The organism is Nordella sp. HKS 07 (genome assembly GCF_011046735.1).
Lineage (GTDB): Bacteria > Pseudomonadota > Alphaproteobacteria > Rhizobiales > Aestuariivirgaceae > Taklimakanibacter.
Genome location: NZ_CP049258.1, coordinates 6,297,833 through 6,315,462, shown reverse-complemented (window position 1 = coordinate 6,315,462; position 17,630 = coordinate 6,297,833). Strand labels below are relative to the sequence as shown.

General features: G+C 62.9%; 16 protein-coding genes and 1 pseudogene. 12 read left to right on the top strand and 5 right to left on the bottom strand.

Annotated elements, in window-relative coordinates:
* The first annotated feature begins 50 nt into the window (after positions 1 to 50).
* Positions 51 to 1,427: a CHASE2 domain-containing protein gene (locus tag G5V57_RS29910; protein WP_165172233.1), complete on the top strand. Its 1,377-nt coding sequence runs from the start codon at positions 51 to 53 to the stop codon at positions 1,425 to 1,427.
* A 10-nt stretch (positions 1,428 to 1,437) separates the two neighbouring features.
* On the top strand, positions 1,438 to 2,289 hold the full coding sequence (locus G5V57_RS29905; RefSeq protein ID WP_165172231.1) for a hypothetical protein: 852 nt from the start codon (positions 1,438 to 1,440) through the stop codon (positions 2,287 to 2,289).
* A 635-nt stretch (positions 2,290 to 2,924) separates the two neighbouring features.
* On the opposite strand, the gene G5V57_RS29900 is transcribed toward G5V57_RS29905, so the two are convergent.
* Positions 2,925 to 3,827 (bottom strand): nuclear transport factor 2 family protein, encoded by a 903-nt coding sequence (locus G5V57_RS29900; protein WP_165172229.1) that lies wholly within the window; start codon positions 3,825 to 3,827, stop codon positions 2,925 to 2,927.
* A 311-nt stretch (positions 3,828 to 4,138) separates the two neighbouring features.
* On the opposite strand from G5V57_RS29900, the pseudogene G5V57_RS29895 reads away from it, so the two are divergent.
* Positions 4,139 to 4,732: pseudogene (locus G5V57_RS29895) on the top strand (L,D-transpeptidase); the annotation flags it as partial.
* Positions 4,733 to 5,020: 288 nt separating this feature from the next.
* Here G5V57_RS29895 and G5V57_RS29890 read toward each other — a convergent pair.
* A complete protein-coding gene (locus G5V57_RS29890; protein ID WP_165172225.1) occupies positions 5,021 to 7,255 on the bottom strand; it encodes a caspase family protein in 2,235 nt (744 codons plus the stop codon).
* A gap of 210 nt (positions 7,256 to 7,465) precedes the next feature.
* Here G5V57_RS29890 and G5V57_RS29885 point away from each other — a divergent pair, with 210 nt between their 5' ends.
* From G5V57_RS29885 to G5V57_RS29870, 4 genes are all read left to right on the top strand, one after another.
* Positions 7,466 to 7,984 carry a cyclopropane-fatty-acyl-phospholipid synthase family protein gene (locus G5V57_RS29885; protein WP_165172223.1) on the top strand — a complete coding sequence of 173 codons (519 nt, stop codon included), beginning with the start codon at positions 7,466 to 7,468 and terminating at the stop codon, positions 7,982 to 7,984.
* A gap of 39 nt (positions 7,985 to 8,023) precedes the next feature.
* Positions 8,024 to 9,106 (top strand): calcium:proton antiporter, encoded by a 1,083-nt coding sequence (locus tag G5V57_RS29880; protein WP_165172221.1) that lies wholly within the window; start codon positions 8,024 to 8,026, stop codon positions 9,104 to 9,106.
* A 3-nt stretch (positions 9,107 to 9,109) separates the two neighbouring features.
* Positions 9,110 to 9,940 carry an AraC family transcriptional regulator gene (locus G5V57_RS29875; RefSeq protein ID WP_165172219.1) on the top strand — a complete coding sequence of 277 codons (831 nt, stop codon included), beginning with the start codon at positions 9,110 to 9,112 and terminating at the stop codon, positions 9,938 to 9,940.
* A gap of 79 nt (positions 9,941 to 10,019) precedes the next feature.
* Complete coding sequence (locus tag G5V57_RS29870; RefSeq protein WP_165172217.1) at positions 10,020 to 10,166, top strand: TRASH domain-containing protein; 147 nt, start codon at positions 10,020 to 10,022, stop codon at positions 10,164 to 10,166.
* Between the two features lie 84 nt (positions 10,167 to 10,250).
* On the opposite strand, the gene G5V57_RS29865 is transcribed toward G5V57_RS29870, so the two are convergent.
* From G5V57_RS29865 to G5V57_RS29855, 3 genes are read right to left on the bottom strand one after another with little or no spacing between them, the layout of a single operon-like run.
* A complete protein-coding gene (locus G5V57_RS29865) occupies positions 10,251 to 10,925 on the bottom strand; it encodes a hydrolase (protein ID WP_165172215.1) in 675 nt (224 codons plus the stop codon).
* Between the two features lie 12 nt (positions 10,926 to 10,937).
* The gene (gene ycaC / locus G5V57_RS29860) at positions 10,938 to 11,561 is read right to left on the bottom strand and encodes an isochorismate family cysteine hydrolase YcaC (protein ID WP_165172213.1); all 624 of its coding nucleotides are present in this window, start codon (positions 11,559 to 11,561) and stop codon (positions 10,938 to 10,940) included.
* Between the two features lie 27 nt (positions 11,562 to 11,588).
* The gene (locus G5V57_RS29855) at positions 11,589 to 12,461 is read right to left on the bottom strand and encodes a pirin family protein (protein ID WP_165172211.1); all 873 of its coding nucleotides are present in this window, start codon (positions 12,459 to 12,461) and stop codon (positions 11,589 to 11,591) included.
* Positions 12,462 to 12,578: 117 nt separating this feature from the next.
* On the opposite strand from G5V57_RS29855, the gene G5V57_RS29850 reads away from it, so the two are divergent.
* The 5 genes from G5V57_RS29850 (at position 12,579) to G5V57_RS29830 (ending at position 17,601) form a co-directional block, all read left to right on the top strand.
* Positions 12,579 to 13,493, top strand: a complete 915-nt coding sequence (locus G5V57_RS29850; protein ID WP_165172209.1) for a LysR substrate-binding domain-containing protein — start codon at positions 12,579 to 12,581, stop codon at positions 13,491 to 13,493.
* 69 nt (positions 13,494 to 13,562) lie between these two features.
* Positions 13,563 to 15,107: a bifunctional diguanylate cyclase/phosphodiesterase gene (locus G5V57_RS29845; protein ID WP_165172207.1), complete on the top strand. Its 1,545-nt coding sequence runs from the start codon at positions 13,563 to 13,565 to the stop codon at positions 15,105 to 15,107.
* 242 nt (positions 15,108 to 15,349) lie between these two features.
* Positions 15,350 to 16,207 carry a dienelactone hydrolase family protein gene (locus tag G5V57_RS29840; protein ID WP_165172205.1) on the top strand — a complete coding sequence of 286 codons (858 nt, stop codon included), beginning with the start codon at positions 15,350 to 15,352 and terminating at the stop codon, positions 16,205 to 16,207.
* Between the two features lie 57 nt (positions 16,208 to 16,264).
* A complete protein-coding gene (locus G5V57_RS29835; RefSeq protein ID WP_165172203.1) occupies positions 16,265 to 16,882 on the top strand; it encodes a TetR/AcrR family transcriptional regulator in 618 nt (205 codons plus the stop codon).
* A gap of 14 nt (positions 16,883 to 16,896) precedes the next feature.
* Complete coding sequence (locus G5V57_RS29830) at positions 16,897 to 17,601, top strand: helix-turn-helix domain-containing protein (RefSeq protein WP_165172202.1); 705 nt, start codon at positions 16,897 to 16,899, stop codon at positions 17,599 to 17,601.
* The last annotated feature ends 29 nt before the right edge of the window (positions 17,602 to 17,630 follow it).

Here is a 17,630-nt window from a genome sequence, read left to right as displayed (position 1 = left end):
GGAAATTGCCGGTCCGGATCCTGCTCGAAGGTTGAGGCGATTGCCGGCACATGACGGGCAGCTTTGTGACGAAGGCACGGGCATTGCGAAACTGGCCACGCTGGCTATGGGCGATCCTCACAGCGGTGCTGGTGGCGCTGCTGACCTTGCTGGGCGGCGGCAAAAGTATCACCGCGGCCTATAAGAGCTTCACCGAGACCGACCGCATCATTGAGATCTCGGCGGCGCTTTCGGGCGTCGCCAAGAATTCTCTGCCCGTCACGCTGATCAAGGTCGACGACGAGACCATGGCGAATTGGGGCGGTCCGCCGATAACCCCGCACGCCGCTCTCGCGGAGTTGATCCGGATCGCGGAAGCGGGCGGAGCGCGCGCTGTCGTCGTCGATATCGACCTTGCGCCGGAGGATGCAACGACACCGGCCGATCCCGCCCTCGTCGAAGCGATCAGCGCATCCACCTTGACCGATCCGCCGCTGATGTTCGTGCGCAGCTTTCGCGCCGGTAGTGTCAGCGGCGAAGAGCTCGAGCGCACCCCCACCGTGGCCAATTCGACGCCATATGACGGCATCTTCGCGCAGTCGGGCAAGGCCATCTGGGTGAGCGTGCTGACGCCGCTCTCTGCCGACCGCATCGTCCGGCGCCTGCGGCTCTGGCAGACCTTGTGCGAGGGCGCCGATGGTGTGACCTATCCGTCGCCGGCGCTCGTCGTCGCCGCCAAATTCGATACCGGGGGCGACCGCTCCGACGAGCTCAAGCACTTCCTCGCCGAGCAGGTCGACCGGCGCTGCAAGCGCCTCGACGCGGCGCCGAGCGCCTGGCCGCATCGCCTCTCCTCCGATGTCGCCATCCAGTATATGTTCAACGCCGAGACCGAAGAAGCGAGCGCCAAAACCATCGCGGACGGAGACAGCCAGGTGGCGGTGTTCAATCAGATTCCTGCCTGGGCCCTGGTGCGCTTCGAAGCCGGCCAGGCCTCGGCGGCGGGCGAGATTCATCCGGAGGCCTTCAAGAACCGTATCGTGATCATCGGCGTCACCCATGCCAATTCCCACGATATCTATGCGACGCCGCTTGGATCGCAGCCGGGCGCGGTGATCCTGGCGAACACCGTAGCCGCCGCTTCCGCCATGGCCACCATGCCGGGGGCCTCGCCCTTGGTGGAGATTCTCATCGCCGTCTCCATCTTCGCGGTGCTGGCTTTCATCTCCTATAATTTCCAGCTGGCGCCCTCGGTCCTTATCGCCGGCCTCATCACGGTCGCGGCAGCGCTGGTGCTGTCGCGCCTGTTCGGCTTCGAGGTCGCCATTCGCATCATCGCGGTGACGCTCACTCTGTTCATCCTTCACAAATTTTTCGATTCACTGGCCGGGATCGTCTACGACTGGAGCCACGGCAAAGGCTGGCGCTCCATGCTCAAGACGCATTAGGGAGCTGATCGTGCTGCGCCTTCTCGTCGTTCTTCTGACCGCGCTGAGCTTCGCCGCCGACATCACGCCGGCGCAGGCCCAGGATGTCCGGCCAGCCGGCTATATCATGGCCTATGAGCTGAAAGGCGTGGACGCCGAAAAGCGCACCGTCGTCGTACGCAAAGGGGCAGAACTCGCGCCGAAATTGCTGATGCCGGTCTACGACGGCGATTCCGTCTTCATTCGAGATGAGGAGAGCAGGGTCGTACTGAGCCTGGCTGGCGAAGGGAGCCTCATCGTCACCGGCAAGCTCATGCGCAAGGACGTCACGGGCGAGATGGCGAGCGGTGACGATTCCTTCAGCATCATCGAACAGATCGTCAGCATCCTCATCGGCGACAGCGAAGATGATTCATTCTCCGTTCTGGTGTCGAAAGGCGGTGACGCGATCAAGGTGCCGCTGGCGGTGCGCGGCCGCAACTACATTATCCGGAGTGCCGAGCCCGTGCATCTCGCCTGGACGGGCGGGGAGGGGCCCTTCACGGTGAAGATCGGGGACGGCAAACCCGTCGCCCAGGACACGCGCGAGGTCACGATCGCCGCCGATGCGATAAGCGGCAGCAGATTTGCCGTGACCATCACCGATGCCAGGAAAAACCGCCTGCGCATCGCCTTCGAACTGCGCAAGGCGTTGCCGAATGTGCCGGACAAGATCAAGGCGCGCGAGAACCAGGGTGAGGTCGCCGCCGTGTGGCTCGCCGGGCGCGACAATGGCGCCTGGCGCTTCGAGGCGTTGCGCCAGCTGCGGGCGCTGCCGCGGAATGAAATGACGGCGGGCCTCATCGCGGCTCTCGAGAAAGGCTGGCTGCCGAGGGTGCGTTAGAGAGTGCTGAGATTAGGCTGGGTTATATCCGTATCTTCCCGACGCGATGGTGGGCGCTTGACATCGTGGGCCAGATGGCAGGATTTTGGAAATATCAAGTTGAGGAGTTGCGTTCGGACGTCAACTCCTGGGTCTGACCGAACAGGCTCCTCTATCCGAACTCCGATAAAAGGATCAACCGAATGGCTCTCGGCCTCCGAATAATCCGTGAATTCGTGCAAGCTTTGCTACGCGCGTGGAAAAAGAAGGATGAGGGTAATATCCTCGAGAGTGCCGCACAAACCAGCACGGCATCTGGCGATGGAGCTGCTGGTCAATCGCCCGGGGCTCTCTCACGGCCGGCGAATATACAGACCATCCATGGCCGGCTATTGAATGCGGCCGGAGTATTGCGTGCCGTTGAGCGCACAACACGATTGGGCCTTGGCGGAACAGGGACACATCAACGCCCCGAGAATACAAACAAGGGATTAGGTGATCCCAGAGCTCACATCGATATGGCCAAGAAAGCTCCGCCCCGGGAGAAGCAGTTGCCGGACATTAGCTGCAAAAGGTCCGGCGAAGTTAATTGGCAAAGTCGGCCAGTAACAAGTCTGCTGGCGGATGTCGCCACGTAAATTTCGCGCGCCGAAGTCCTATGCCGCGCTCGCCATCACTGCGGCGGTGTCGAAGAATTCGTAGAACTCCACCGCCTTGCCGCCGGCGAAGCGCCAGAAATCGGCCTTGGGTGAAACGAAGGTCTTGCCGGTTTTCTTGTTGGTGAACGAGATTTCGCTGAGAGCCAGCACATAGGGGCCGGCGGCGACATACTCCCTCACATCGTAATAGTTCATCGTGAAGGCCTCGGAGAGTCCGCGGAAATACTCGGCGACCTCTTCGCGGCTTCGGTGTGTGCGGGAGAAGGCGAGGGGATAGGTCCCTGCGGACAGCGACCCCCAGACGACATTCGGTGCCAGGAGCTCCAGGATCGATTGGATGCTGGCTCCCTTTGTCTTGGCATACTGGGCGTAGAGGTGCTTGAGCGCATTCACATTGGCGCGGGTGGCGACCGTCACTTCGGTTTCAAGCCGCGACTGGCCTTGGCCATTGAAAGGCTTCGGATCGGCGGGCACCGTGCATTCGCCTTCGGCGCGGCAGGCGGCCGCCGCCTGGTGGTTGTCGAAGAACTCGAAAAAGTCGGCGATCTTGCCGTCTTTGATGCGGATGACGTCGAGTTTCGGCGTATGAACGGTCTTGCCGGTTTGCTTGTGCTTCCAGGCGCATTCGCACATGACGGCGACGGTGCCGTTCTGCACCAGGAAGGTGCTGACATTGTAGAAGAGCATTTCCCAATCCCGCGCCAGCCCGGCAAAATAGGCGCGGACATCATCCTTGGTCCTATGTGTGCGCGTGAACTCCATGAGGTTGGCGCCGCCGCCGATCGACCGGAAAGTCGCATCGTCCGTCAACAGTTCAATGAAGCGCTCGCTGGTTGTTCCCTTGCCACGGCCCCAGGCCCGGTAGTGGGACCTGAGGTCGTTCACGATCCTGGTCGCCATGCTGTCCTCCACACCGAGAGCCCCCACTATACACCAGGTTTACGCTGAGGCATATCGCCCGGAGCATTGCCGCAGTTTCGCAGGTAAAGCATGTTGCCGAATTGCCCGAATGAGCTGTCGCGCCTCAGAACTGCGAGTGAACTCCCTGTCGCCTCCAGCCGGCCTGGAGTGATCAATGAAACGCGTTCTCCACACGTAAAAATCGCGAAAAATCAAATCGTTGTGAATATGTCTTTTGAGAGCCGGCGATAAAGACTCTTGAATCTATTCCAGCTAGTTCAGAGGCAAATGAATCAACTTCAAGGTACCTCATGAATCGCCGGCAGATCCTCAGACTCACGACTCTCTTCGGTGCTTGCGCCCTCGCCGCGCCGGGCGCGCTCGCGATCTCGCATCCGGCCGAGCAGTTTCCGATCGACGAAGCGGATGTCGATCGGGTGCCGGAGAAGTTCAGGCGCCAGGCGGTCAGCTATTCGGGACCGGAGAAGCCCGGCACCATCGTGGTCGATACCGCCAACCGATACCTCTACCTCGTCCAGCCGAATGGCGAGGCCTTGCGCTACGGGATCGGCATCGGCCGCCAGGGCTTTTCCTGGTCGGGCCGGGCGGATGTACGGTGGAAGGCGAAATGGCCGCGCTGGACGCCGCCGGCCAAGATGGTCAAGCGCGATCCGGCGGCCGCCAAATGGGCCAACGGCATGCCGGGCGGGCCGACCAATCCGTTGGGCGCCCGGGCGCTTTATCTGTTCCAGGGCAAGGTCGACACGCTCTATCGCATCCACGGCACCGCCGATCCGCGTTCGATCGGCAGAGCGGTCTCGTCGGGATGCATCCGGCTGCTCAATGCGGATGTCGCCGATCTCTATGAGCGGGTCAAACCGGGAGCGCAGGTTGTCGTGAAGCAGGGTGGTCGCAAGCAGCCGGAAAGGGCAGCACCCCGGCTCGAAGCGCGTGAGGAACCGCGTCAGGAAAAGATGAAGCCCAAAGCGCCGATCGTACAGCGCAACTTCAATCTGAACTGACGCAGGCAGAACTGGCGCGCGATCGGACCAGATCACGATGAGTTTGGATTGAATCAATCCAAACTCATAAACGTGATCTATTCCTATATATTAGCGCGGGATATTTGCGAAAAACCGGTAACCACTTTTTCGCATCCCGCGCTAGGAGCGGGGCCGGTCGCGCGCTCATCATCACGGCCGCACATCGAAGGTGAACAGGCTCGACGTCATAGCCGGGCCACCGCCTTCGTCTTCCTCGATCGTCGCCGCGCGCGTAGCCGAGCCGGTAATACCGCCGAGCAGATTCTTGAGCGACTTGCGCTGGGCCGAGCCACGGGTCGCAGTCTCCTCGACATTCCTGGTCTGCTGCATCGCCGACAAGGTCGGCTGGATCAGCGAGCACATGCTGGGGGCGATCTTGGAGGCATCCTGGGGGATGGCGAGGATCACCGCATTCTCGGTGCCGACCGCGGCGGGACGCTTGTTCTGTGCGTCCCAAGTATTGATCTGGATCGTATAGGTGACCTCGCCAGATCCTGAATAGAGCGTGCGCACGCAGCCGCGGGCACGATCCTGACTCGACAGCGGCATCACGCCACCCAACGCGTCTACATAGAAGGCCGCGATATAGTAGGTCTGGTCCGTCTCATTGGTGACCTTGAAGCGCACCGTGTCGCAATTGCCCACCCCTTGAGGAGAGAAGGCGGCGAGCGGCTTGCCCTGTGCGTTCTTGTCGGGCTTGGCGCAGGCGCCGGCGGGATCGCTGCTCTTGTCGCCTTTGCGTGCGATGGTGGCGGTGATCTCCGGCCGGTCGGTGTTGGGATCCTGCGAGGAGCCGACCGAGGAGGCGAAGCGGATCAGCTTCTCGGCGCGCGACAGCGACCACACGGCCTGCTTCACTTTTTCGGCAAGCGCTTGCGCGTCATCGCCGATCTCGACGCTCGGCGTTTCGCCGAAGCTGCCGGCCTTGGTGTCGAAGGGACGATCGGGCCGCATGATCCACAGCCGCCCATTCTGGGCGCGCAGCAACACGTCGCCGTCCGGATTTCCCGGCTCGCCCAAGGCGATGCCGATCTCGGCCGAGCCCGACTCCTTGCCGAAAGCGAGATCGATGGCCTTCGTCACCGTCTCGGAAGCGGCCCCCGCCTTGAGATCTTCCGCGGGCGGCGGCGACACGGCATAGCGGAAGCTCACCGCCTGCTCGGCGAGCCTGACCGCGATCGGCCCCGAGGCGATCTTCTCCGCGCCTTCCGTCCAGGCGATGTTGCCGGCCTGGCTTGAAGCGGCCTCGGCGCTTACGATTTCGGCCTTGCCGATCGGTGCATCGCTCTTGCCCGGCGCATAGAGTTCGACCTTCGAGCCTTCCTCGAAACCATGCAGCACGCCCTGCGGCACCGCCACCGTCTCGTCGGTGATGATCGAGGTGATGAGGCGCGGGCCCTTGTTGGCTGTGCCGGGGAGGGGGCGGTCAAGCACGCCATCGAAGACCGGCTGCGGCACGCGTCCGCCGGAACGGTCGGTCTGCAGATCGGCTGAGATCTCTCGCGCCAGATCGGCAAAGGTCTGCGCCGTGCCCTGGGTCAAGGCATGATGGAGCGCGTTGGTGAAGACGCCCATGCGCTGCGTCTTGCCATCGCCCACCATCGGAAGATTGTAGCCGGTGAAGGGACGCTCGATGGCCTCGTCGAAGGCATCGACGGCGTAGAAGCCGACCAGGTCGTTCTGGTTGGTCATGCTGAGCGCGCCTTTGCGGCTGCCGCCGCGCGTGGCGCTGGCCGACGCGGGCTTGTCGGGCACGCCCAGAACGGCCGGATCGATCGACCTCGTCACGCTGTCGCCGCGCGTCACCGTGCCGGAATTGCAGGAATCGATGATGGCCCAGACGAAGGTGCCGTTGCCGCGGATGGCGTCGATCTTTTTACCGAGCTCGTCATCGACCAGTGCATTCTTGATGCCACCGCCGGTCGGATCATAGGCACCGGTGTCAGTCGGCAGCAGAACCTGGTCATAGCCATCGGCCTCGGGCTCGATCTCGGCCGCGGGATCGTTATCCGGCTGGCGGGTGCCGTGGCCCGAATAGTAGAAGATGAAATCGTCATCCGGACCGGACTCGCTGGCGATGCGATCGAAAGCGGCGCGGATGTTCTCGATCGTCGCGGGGCCGTTCACGGTCGGGTAGTCGGCGCCTTCCGGAATGCCGTCGCTCAGCACCGTGATGTCCTTGGGGTCGACGCCGCGCGACTTGAACAGGCGCCACATTATCGAAACGTCGTTGCGCGGCCCCAGAAGGTCGCGGATGCCGGAGTCCTCATTGTAGTCAGCCACCCCGATCAACAGCATGCGCGTCTTGGCTTCGGCCAGATTAGGCAAAGCGGTGAGAGCGAGGAGGGCACTCGCCGTGCCGGCCATCAGAAACTTCTTCATCATGGGATCAACGCACCAAGGCTGTGGAGGGTAGAAAGGATGTAGCAGACTCGCGTCGACGCCAGTCTTCGCATGACCGGCACCGCACGGCAATTCTAGACGTCTATCCCCTTTGGGCAAGCTACATATCTCCCGCCTTTGTGGCGGCAGAACGGAAAAAGCCGACCGGATTTGGGACGTTTCGAAGATTGGCCGGATAGGTCATAGTAAGGCATGGCATCCAGAATTCCGGAACGAATCGGCTGGGCGGTCGCGACCCTGGCGGCCAGGACATCCGACCGATTGCTGGAAATCGGCTGTGGCAGAGGGCTTGCCGTCTCCCTCATCGCGCCTCGGTTGAAGACCGGGAGCATCCTCGCCATCGACCGCTCCGCCACTGCCATCGCTGCGGCGCGGCGGGAAAGCAAGTCCTGGCAGGGCGCCGACAAGGCGGCCTTTCGTCATATGGCGCTTGCCGACCTCGACGAAAGCGAGGGACTGTTCGACAAGATGTTCGCCATTAATGTAAATCTCTTCTGGACCGACGCCCGCGCCGAGCTGCCGGTCGTCAGAAAATCGTTGAAGAAAAAGGGCAGGCTCTATCTTTTCTATGAACCGCCTGTGGCGGCGCAGCGGGACGGGATTGCCGGGCTCGTTCGCGACAAGCTGCAAGCTTCGGGCTTGACGGTCGAAACGGTCGTCAAGAAAAATGACAGCGCGCCGCTCCTCTGCCTGACCTGCGCAGTGTCCTAAACTAGCAGTGTCCTAAACTAAGAGAATCACGGATGACCTATGCTGCGTGACTATTTGCCGATCTGGACCTGGCTCAGCCCGCTTGCCGGCTGGCTGCTGCTTGCCGCGTCGCTGGGCTACGCTCATCCGCTGTTCAATATCGTGATCGGTCTGGGGCTGGTCGCCTGCGTCCTGGCGGCGGTGCATCACGCGGAGGTCGTCGCCCATCGTGTCGGCGAGCCCTTCGGCACGCTGGTGCTGGCGCTCGCGGTGACGATCATCGAGGTGGCGCTCATCGTTTCGCTCATGCTGGCGGGTGGCGAAGCGACGGCGGCGCTGGCGCGCGACACGATTTTCGCCGCCATCATGATCATCCTCAACGGCATGGTGGGTATCTGCCTGCTGGTGGGCGGGTCGCGCCATGGCGAGCAGGCTTTTGGGCTCTATGGCGTCAATGCGGTGCTCGCCACGCTGGCCGCGATGTCGGTGATCACGCTGATCCTGCCCAATGCCACGACGACCGTCGCGGGACCTATCTATTCGTCGAGCCAGCTGGTGATGATCGCGATCGCCTCACTGACGCTCTACGCCGCCTTCGTGCTGGTCCAGACGGTCAGGCACCGCGACTATTTTCTCCCCGAAGGCAAGGCGGCGCATGATGAGATGGTGCATGCGCGGCCACCCAGCCTGAATACCGCCTTGATCAGCGGCGCGCTTCTCATCGTCTGCCTCGGTGCCGTCGTGCTGCTCGCCAAGTCACTGTCGCCGACGATCGAAAGCGCGGTGACGGCGGCAGGGGCGCCCAAGGCCGTCGTCGGCATCATCATCGCCGCGATCGTGCTCCTGCCCGAGAGCCTCGCAGCCTTGAAGGCCGCCCGCTACAACCGCCTGCAGACGAGCCTCAATCTGGCGCTCGGCTCGGCGCTCGCCTCGATCGGCCTCACCATTCCGGCGGTGGCCATCGTAGCGCTCACCACGGGCTGGACGCTGGTGCTGGGGCTCGACCATAAGGGCATGGTGCTGCTTGCCCTGTCGCTGCTGGTCGCCACGCTCTCGCTCGGCACCGGCCGCACCACCGTGCTGCAAGGCGCGGTACATCTCGTCATTTTTGCGGTATATTTGTTCACCACCATTGTGCCATGAGATATGTCCGACCTGACCGGCCATACGCTTCTCGAAACGCCCAGCGTCGCGGTGCGCGACGTCTACTGCAGTTGCGGGCGCGGCCATAAGAGCTCCGAGGAATGCACGGGCTCGACACTTCTCGTCTTTCCCTATCGCGGTGCCTATGTGCGCTTTCTCGGGCGCGACGAGGCGGTGGCGGAAGCCAATCAGGTCCTGTTCTTCAATGAAGGCGAGGTCTATCGCGTCAGCCATCCGGTGGAAGGCGGCGATGCTTCGCTGGTGATCGAGGTGGAGAATGCGCTGTTGCGCGAGCTGGCGCCCAAGGACCTGCTGCGTGACGGCGGAGGCGTGGCCTTCCGGCGGCAGCGCCTGCGTATCGATCCGCGCGCGCAGGCGCTCGTTGCGATGCTTCGGCACAGTCTGAGGCAGGGGCTCGCCGAGCCGCTCGAGGCCGAGAGCCTGGCTTTGACTCTGGTGCGCCGCGCGCTGGCCCTGCGTACCGCCCACGCGGCGGGCGCCAGTGAGGGCCGTCAGCGTCTCGCCGACCGCGCCAAGCTTGTGCTGGCTCGTGACCTGGCGCGGCGCTGGACGCTCGCCGATATCGCCCAGGAAGTGGGCTGCTCGCCGGTCTATCTCACCCAGGTGTTCCAGCAGGTGGAAGGTCTGCCGCTCTATCGCTATCAGCTGCGCCTGCGGCTGGCGCGCGCGCTCGACCTTATCGCCCAATATGACGATCTGACGGAGCTCGGCCTGGATCTCGGCTTTTCCAGCCACAGCCACTTCACCCAGGCTTTCCGCGACGCCTATGGAAGGACGCCGTCGCAGTTCCGCCAGTCGGCGCTCGATCGCTAAAGATTCCGACAGCGCGCCTCGGAGCGGATGTGGTGCACTCCACTCACCCAATATCGGGTCTCAACTGTGGAGAAATATCATGTCAGCGAAAACATGCGCGGCCTGCGATGACGAAATCGGCGCCAACCCGATCAAGGTGACGATCGCTGGAAAGACTGTCGAGGTCTGCTGCCAGGAATGCGCCCGGAAGCTCAACGAAGCGCAAGCCTCAGCGCTGAGGAGCTGAGCATGCAGCGGGTGCGGCGCGCTGCTGCGGCGCCGTCCCGAATAGGCAATGCGGCCATGGCGTTCAGCCATGGCCGCAGGCTTGTCAGCTGCGTTGCGAGTCGAGGACCTCGTGGTCCTTCTCGACCTGCTGCGCCTTGTGGTAGCTCTCGAAGAGCAGCTGGTAGGCCGGGAAGATCTTGGCGTAGACTTCACCCCATTGCTGCGCATCTTCGCGATGCCAGGTGCGCTGCAATTCGCCAGCAACGGCAGCGGTGTCGATCGGCACGACGCCGGCCTGGGCGACGCGGGCGAGGGTGATCTCCTGCGCCATCTTCGAATAGGTGCCCGACGTATCGACCACCGCGAAGACCTTGTAGCCGTCCTGGACCGCGCTGATGGACGGGAAGGCCATGCAGACGCTGGTGATGGTGCCGGCGATGATCAGGGTCTTGCGCTTCGTCGCTTTCACCGCGGCGACGAAGTCGGGATTGTCCCAGGCATTGATCTCACCCTTGCGAGCGACATACTGGGCATGCGGCGCGTTCTGATGGATCTCGGGGATCAACGGACCGTTCGGGCCCTGCGGCACCGAGGCGGTGGTGATCACCGGCAGCTTGGCGAGCGTCGCCATGCGGGCGAGCGCCGTCGCGTGGTTCCTGAGAACCGGCATCGGCATGTCGCCGACCGTCTGGAACAGGCCGCTCTGATGGTCGATCAGAAGCATCACCGCATCATCGGGATCGATGACCGGGCGTTTTCCGTTGAAATTGGCAGTCATGGTATTCTCCTGTTACTTCTGCGCCAGCGCCGAATAGCTGGTCATAAGGTTACGGTAGTCGGGAATGTGATTGGCGAAGAGCGTCCCGAGACCTTCGACATCGTTGCGCCAGTCGCGATGAAGCTCACAGGCGACGCCGAACCAAGTCATCAACTGGGCGCCGGCGGCCGACATCCGATCCCAGGCCGAATGGCGCGTCATCTCGTTGAAGGTGCCCGATGCGTCGGTGACGACGAAGACATCGAAGCCTTCGGCAAGTGCCGAGAGAGCGGGGAAGGCCACGCAGACCTCGGTCACCACGCCTGCAATGAGCAATTGCTTCTTGCCGGTCGCCTTGATCGCCTTGACGAAGTCTTCATTGTCCCAGGCGTTGATCTGGCCGGGGCGCGGGATGAAGGGCGAATCCGGGAAGAGCGCCTTGAGCTCAGGGACCAGGGGGCCGTTGGGACCGTCCTCGAAGCTGGTGGTCAGGATCGTCGGCAGCTTGAAATAGCGGGCGAGATTGGCCAGCGCGAGCACGTTGTTCTTGAACTTGTCCGGATCGATGTCGCGCACCAGGGACAGAAGCCCGGTCTGATGGTCGACCAGCAGCACCGCTGCCTGCTCCTTGTCGAGACGCTTGTAGGTATTTGCCATTTCAGTATTCACTCCTTGTGTTGGGGATTAGGCGTTTTCCGCGATGGCGCCGAAGCGGCCATTCTGGAATTCGGTGATGGCCTGGCGGATCTCGTCGGCCGTGTTCATGACGAAGGGTCCGTGCATGACGACCGGCTCGTCGATCGGCTCGCCGCTCAGGATGAGGATCTGCGCGTCGCTCTGCGCTTCGAGCGTGATCGTGCCGCCCTTGCGGTCGAAGAGCGCGAACTGCGCCTCGCTGGCGACGGTGTCGTTGTTGAAGAGCACCGAGCCCTTGAGGACGACGGCGGCCAGGGTGTGACCATCGGGCAGCTCGAGCTCAATCGGCTTGCCACGGCTGAGCGAGACGTCCCACACATCGATCGGTGTGAAAGTGCGCGCCGGTCCCTTGCGGCCCTGATAGTCGCCGGCGATGACGCGGAGCGTTCCGGCGCCATCTGTGAGCGGGACAGAGGGGATGTCGCGGGCGAGCAGGGCCTGATAGCCGGGAGTCGCCGCCTTGTCCCTGGCCGGTAGATTGACCCAGAGCTGCACCATTTTCAGCGTACCGCCCATGCGGGTGAAGTCCTTTGAGTGGAATTCCTCATGCAGGATGCCGCCGGCAGCGGTCATCCACTGCACGTCACCCGGGCCGATGACGCCGCCACGGCCCGTCGAGTCGCGGTGCTCGACCTCGCCCTCATAGACGATGGTCACCGTCTCGAAGCCCTTGTGAGGATGAACGCCGACGCCGCGCGGCTGATCCGTGGGTTCGAACCTGGCTGGACCGGCATAGTCGAGCAGGAGGAAAGGGCTCACATGCTCGCCATGGCTCGCATGCGAGAAGAGGGAGCGGACGGGGAAGCCGTCGCCGACCCAATGGGGCCGCGGACCACCGTAAATACCTAGGATCTTTCTCATGTTCTGTCTCCGATGGGGATCCCTGAAGGATCGTGTCGCGGAGTACATATGGCTGCACCAAATCTGGCGGTAGATAGCCATTTCGGGCTATAATGTCCTGAGAATAGGACAATGAGAATGCAAGACCTGAACGATCTGCGCTATTTCGTCGATGTGGTGGAACAGAACGGCTTCGCCGCCGCTGCCCGTAAGCTGGGCATGCCGCGCTCCCGGCTCAGCCGCCGCATCGGCCTGCTCGAGGAGCGGCTCGGCGTGCGCCTGATCCAGCGCTCGACCCGGCGCTTCGCCGTCACCGACATTGGTCGGGAATATTACCGGCACTGCGTCGCGATGACGGTCGAGGCCGATGCGGCGCAAGAGGCGATCGACCGGATGAAATCCGAGCCACAGGGCGTGGTGCGGATGAGCTGCCCGTCTTCGGTGATCTATTTCCAGCTGGGGGAGATCATCGCGAGCTTCGTCGCCGACCATCCGAAAGTGGAGGTGCAGCTGGAAAGCACCAACCGGCGTGTCGATGTCATCAGCGAGGGCTTCGATCTCTCGATCAGGGTGCGCTTCCCGCCGCTCGAGGACAGCGACCTTGTGATCCGCAAGCTCGCCGAGAGCCGGCAACGCCTGGTGGCCAGTCCGGCCCTGCTCAAAGGCAATTCCCGGGCACTCGTCCCGGCCGATCTCTCAACACTGCCCAGTCTCGCCTGGGAGCCGGCAAGCCTCGAACATGAGTGGCGGCTTGAAGATGCGCAAGGTGCGACCAGCGTCATCCGACATCGGCCCCGCTTCATCACCGAGGACATGGTGGCCCTCAGGTTGGCGACACTCCAAGGCGTGGGCGTGTGCCAGCTGCCCACATTCGTGGTGCAGGAGGATCTGCGCGCCGGCAAGCTTATCGATGTCTTGCCCGGCTGGGCGCCACGCTCGGGGATCATCCATGCGGCCTTTCCGTCACGCCGCCGGCTTCTGCCGTCGGTGCGGGCTCTGCTCGATCGCCTGGCGAGTGAATATGCCGCGCTGGATCAGACCCAGGCCGTGTGATCGGGCCACGATCATGGTATAGCGCGCGGGACTTGCCGGCGTATTCGATTCTCATCGCCCGAGGGTTCATTGTCTCGCATCCGTAATTTCATCCTCAAGCACCGCGTCAGCCTGCGCGATCTCGGCATGCTTGCCGCCGTCATCGCGGTGATTACCTATATCGCATTCGAGATCGATATCTTCGCCACCGCGACCGGCGCCTCGGAGCATGAGCGAAGGATCGATCTCAACGAAGCGCTGCTCATCGGTGGAATCCTGGCGTTTGGCCTGCTGATCTTCGCCATGCGCCGCTATTTCGACCAGAAGCGCGAAATGGCGCGGCGCATCGCGGCCGAGGCGCGGGCGCGCGAGTTTGCCTATCAGGATCCGTTGACCGGGCTCCCCAACCGGCGCCAGTTCGAGGAGGCGCTGCGGACTGCGGTCGCCTCGCCGCCGGCAGCCGGTCTGTCGCATGCCGTGATGCTGCTCGACCTTAACAGCTTCAAGCAGATCAACGATACCTACGGCCATGGCGTCGGCGATGAGGTGCTGCTCCATGTTGCCGGACGCCTCCTGCGCGCGGTGCGCGAAGGCGATCTGGTGGCGCGTCTCGGCGGTGACGAATTCATCATCCTGGCCCAGCATCTTCTGGGGGCGGAGGCCGCCGCCAGCATCGCGCTCAGGATCATTCACGTACTCTCGGAGCCCATCGGCACCGGGCGAAGCCGGCATCAGATCAGCGCCGGCATCGGCATAGCGCTTCTGCCCGGCGATGCGCTGAGCGGGGACGAAGCGTTGCGCAAGGCGGATGTGGCGCTCTATCGCGCCAAGGCCGAGAAACGCTCCGCCTATCGCTTCTTCGAGGAGGAGATGGATCAGTTGATGCGCGAGCGCGCGCAAATGGAGGACGAGCTGCGCCGGGCGCTGGAGGCAGGTCGCGTGCGTCCACGATTCCGTCCGTCCTTCGATCTGGAGAACGGCGCGGTGACAGGTTTCGAAGCCGTGCCGAGCTTGATCAGGGAAGATGGCGAAGAAGTCCCGCCAGAGCGCTTCCTGTCGATTGCCGAGGAGGCGGGGCTCATCCATGCCATCGCGACACGTATCCTCGAGCTTGCTTGTTCGGCGGCCCGGCATTGGCCGGAAGGCGTGTCGCTCGCCATCGACGTGCTGCCGGCGCAGCTGCGAGACCGTGACCTCGGCGACACGATCCTGAAGATGATCGCCAAAGCCGAGATCGCGCCCGCCCGCGTCGAGCTCGACGTGGCCGAGAGTCTGATCGTCAAGGATCTGGAGGCCGCCAAGACCGCGCTCGAACCATTGCGCGAGGCGGGCGTGCGCATCGTGCTGGATAATTTCGGCACCGGCTATTCCAATCTCTATCACATCCGCGAATTCGGCTTTGACAAGGTGAAGATCGACCGCCGCTTCGTGGCCAATATGGACCAGAAGGACGCCGCCAGGATGGTGCGTGCGCTGGCCGGCCTGGTGCATGGGCTTGGGCTTGCGGTAAGCGCCGACGGCGTCGCCGGTGCAACGGCGAAGCCGCTCCTGATCGCCTCGGGCATTCATGAAGGCCAGACGTCGGCGAGCCTCGTCACCGCGGAGGGGACGCGGGAATTCTTCAAAACCTTGTAGTGTGCTGAACGCGAAGTTCCTGATATCAGGCGGCTTGCACCGACAGGACCTTCGCGTTCAAAAGCACACTAGAATCATTAGATTTTCTAGTGTCCTTCCGAATCCGAAGTTCGCTCGGAAGGTCCCGCTGGCTGTGGCGAACTTCGGATTCGGGACACTAGTGCCGAAATAGCAATTCCGGAAACGCGAGGCTCGAGCGGCTTTGCTAGAGCGGGCTCAAACGATTTGTCCGGGAGGCAAGCATGATGAAGATGGGATCTGTCGCGTTTCTGTTTCTTTTGTTGATCGCTTTCAGTGGTCCGTTGCAGGCGCAGGACAATCCGCCCTTGCGCCATCCGCTGGTTAGCGCCGACGTCATGAAGGAAGAAGTGACGATCGGCCAGCGAACGGACGGGTCGCCAGTGAAGATCACGCTGTCGACGCCCAAGGGCGAAAGCAAGGACAAGCTGCCGGTGGTGCTGTTGATGCATGGCGGCATCCCGGCCGAAATCAAGGCGCCGGCGAGCATCTGGCAGGTCAATCGCGACTGGGGCACGGTTATCGCCGCCTCGGGGGCGGCGGCGATCATGTATGATCATTCGCTGGGCTCACCGAAGCGCGAGCTCGATCTGGCGCTCGGCCAGCTCGACCAGGTGCTCGGCTGGCTCAGCGCCGAGGGTGAGGGAAAGGGGCTCGACACGAAGCGTGTCAGTGTGATCACCTTCTCGGCAGGCGGGCTTCTGGTGCCGTCGCTGCTCGATAGCAAGCGCCCGCTCGCCGTCGGCCGTGTCGTCATGTTCTATCCCTCGACCGGCGTCGTGCCAGGCAGCCCAAGCGAGCCGCTCACCAGCGCTGAGCTTGCCGCGCGGATGAATCTCAAGCGGGTTGCCGGGCTGATCGCGGAGCGCAAATTGCCGCTCCTGTTCCTGCGCGCCGGCGGCGGCCATATAAAAGGCCTCAACGCGCTTCAGGACGACACGATTGCGGCGCTGCTCGCTGCGGATGCGGTTGTGGAAGTCGTGAACCTGCCTGGCGCGCCGCACGGCTTCGACTCCCGCCTCGACAGTGCCGCCGTCACCAGTGCCATCGACCGGGCCATTAACTTTTCCATCCGGGACTGAGGGGATTCATTGACACCATACCCACCGGTAGGTACCTTGGCCGCTGGTGAGTATGAGATGCAGACGACAGAGACGCCACACGAATCCAAGACCAGGATCCTCAATGCCGCTCTCGATGTCTTCCGCGCCAAGGGCTATGCGGCGACGCGGATCGAGGATATCTGCGCCGCGGCGGGGCTCACTAAGGGCAGCTTCTTCCATCACTTCAAAACCAAGGAAGATCTGGCCATCGAGGCGGCGTCGCATTGGGGAGCGTATGCCGGTGAGCTCTTCGCCACGGCGCCTTACCAGACGCTAGCCGATCCGCGCGACCGGCTCCTCGCTTATGTCGATTTCCGCAAGAGCCTGATGCAGGGCGAGTTGCCCAAATTCACCTGCTTCGGCGGCACGCTGGTGCAGGAGGTCTATCTGTCGCATCCGCAGATCCGCGACGCCTGCGGCGCGACCTTCGACAGTCATGGGGCGGCACTGGCGGATGACGTCGCCAAGGCGATCGACAAATATGGCAGCGACGGCACCTGGACGGCGGAAAGCCTGGCCTTGCATATCCAGGCGGTCCTCCAGGGTGCCTTCATCCTCGCCAAATCCAGGCAGAGCGCCGAGGCCGGCATTCAGTGCGTCGATCATTTGCGGCGCTATCTCGAGGTCTTGTTTCCACCGGCGCGAAAGGCCTAGCTGGAGGTGCGGCTGTGTTCCTTGTCTTCAACGACCGGCCATCGGATTCTCCCTATATCGAAAGAGTCTGGCGCTGCCACAGCGAGCGCGCCGGCCAGTTCCATTCCATCGCCTCACCACATTGGGAAATGGCGGTGTCGCGACTCAAGGGCAGAATATTCCTGACGATCAGGGGGCCTGAGACCAGGGCGACGCTGGCCGACTGTCCGGCCGAGGGAGAGTGGTTCGGCATCCGTTTCAAGCTCGGCACATTCATGCCCTCCTTGCCGGTGAGCGCACTCATCGACCGAAATGACAAGGATATGCCCGACATGACCGGACTCGGCTTCTGGCTCGATGGCATGCAATGGGAGTATCCGGATTTCGAGACGGCCGAGGTCTTTGTGTCGCGTCTGGTGAAGAGGGGCCTCATCACGCGCAATCAGGCGATCACCGAGGGGCTGGCGGGGGACGAACGGGCGTTGTCGCGACGCTCGGCCCAGCGGCATTTCCGCCAGGCGACCGGAATGACCCACAGTACCTTCCAGCAAATCGAAAGGGCCCGTTGCGCCGTCCAGCTCCTCAGGAATGGCCACTCGATTCTTGACACGGTCCATGAAGCCGGCTTCTTCGATCAATCACATCTTACGCGCGCGCTGAAGCATCTCATCGGGCAGACCCCAGCACATGTGCAGCGCCAGGACGAGCAGCTGTCGTTTCTGTACAAAACAAACCCCTAGCGATGCGCCTATGGTCCGCGCCTCTATGC

Coding starts and splice junctions, on each gene's coding strand:
- G5V57_RS29910 (WP_165172233.1), top strand. CDS start 51: ATGACGGGCAGCTTTGTGACGAAGGCACGGGCATTGCGAAACTGGCCA.
- G5V57_RS29900 (WP_165172229.1), bottom strand. CDS start 3,827: ATGGCGACCAGGATCGTGAACGACCTCAGGTCCCACTACCGGGCCTGG.
- G5V57_RS29890 (WP_165172225.1), bottom strand. CDS start 7,255: ATGATGAAGAAGTTTCTGATGGCCGGCACGGCGAGTGCCCTCCTCGCT.
- G5V57_RS29885 (WP_165172223.1), top strand. CDS start 7,466: ATGGCATCCAGAATTCCGGAACGAATCGGCTGGGCGGTCGCGACCCTG.
- G5V57_RS29880 (WP_165172221.1), top strand. CDS start 8,024: ATGCTGCGTGACTATTTGCCGATCTGGACCTGGCTCAGCCCGCTTGCC.
- G5V57_RS29875 (WP_165172219.1), top strand. CDS start 9,110: ATGTCCGACCTGACCGGCCATACGCTTCTCGAAACGCCCAGCGTCGCG.
- G5V57_RS29870 (WP_165172217.1), top strand. CDS start 10,020: ATGTCAGCGAAAACATGCGCGGCCTGCGATGACGAAATCGGCGCCAAC.
- G5V57_RS29865 (WP_165172215.1), bottom strand. CDS start 10,925: ATGACTGCCAATTTCAACGGAAAACGCCCGGTCATCGATCCCGATGAT.
- ycaC (WP_165172213.1), bottom strand. CDS start 11,561: ATGGCAAATACCTACAAGCGTCTCGACAAGGAGCAGGCAGCGGTGCTG.
- G5V57_RS29855 (WP_165172211.1), bottom strand. CDS start 12,461: ATGAGAAAGATCCTAGGTATTTACGGTGGTCCGCGGCCCCATTGGGTC.
- G5V57_RS29850 (WP_165172209.1), top strand. CDS start 12,579: ATGCAAGACCTGAACGATCTGCGCTATTTCGTCGATGTGGTGGAACAG.
- G5V57_RS29840 (WP_165172205.1), top strand. CDS start 15,350: ATGATGAAGATGGGATCTGTCGCGTTTCTGTTTCTTTTGTTGATCGCT.
- G5V57_RS29835 (WP_165172203.1), top strand. CDS start 16,265: ATGCAGACGACAGAGACGCCACACGAATCCAAGACCAGGATCCTCAAT.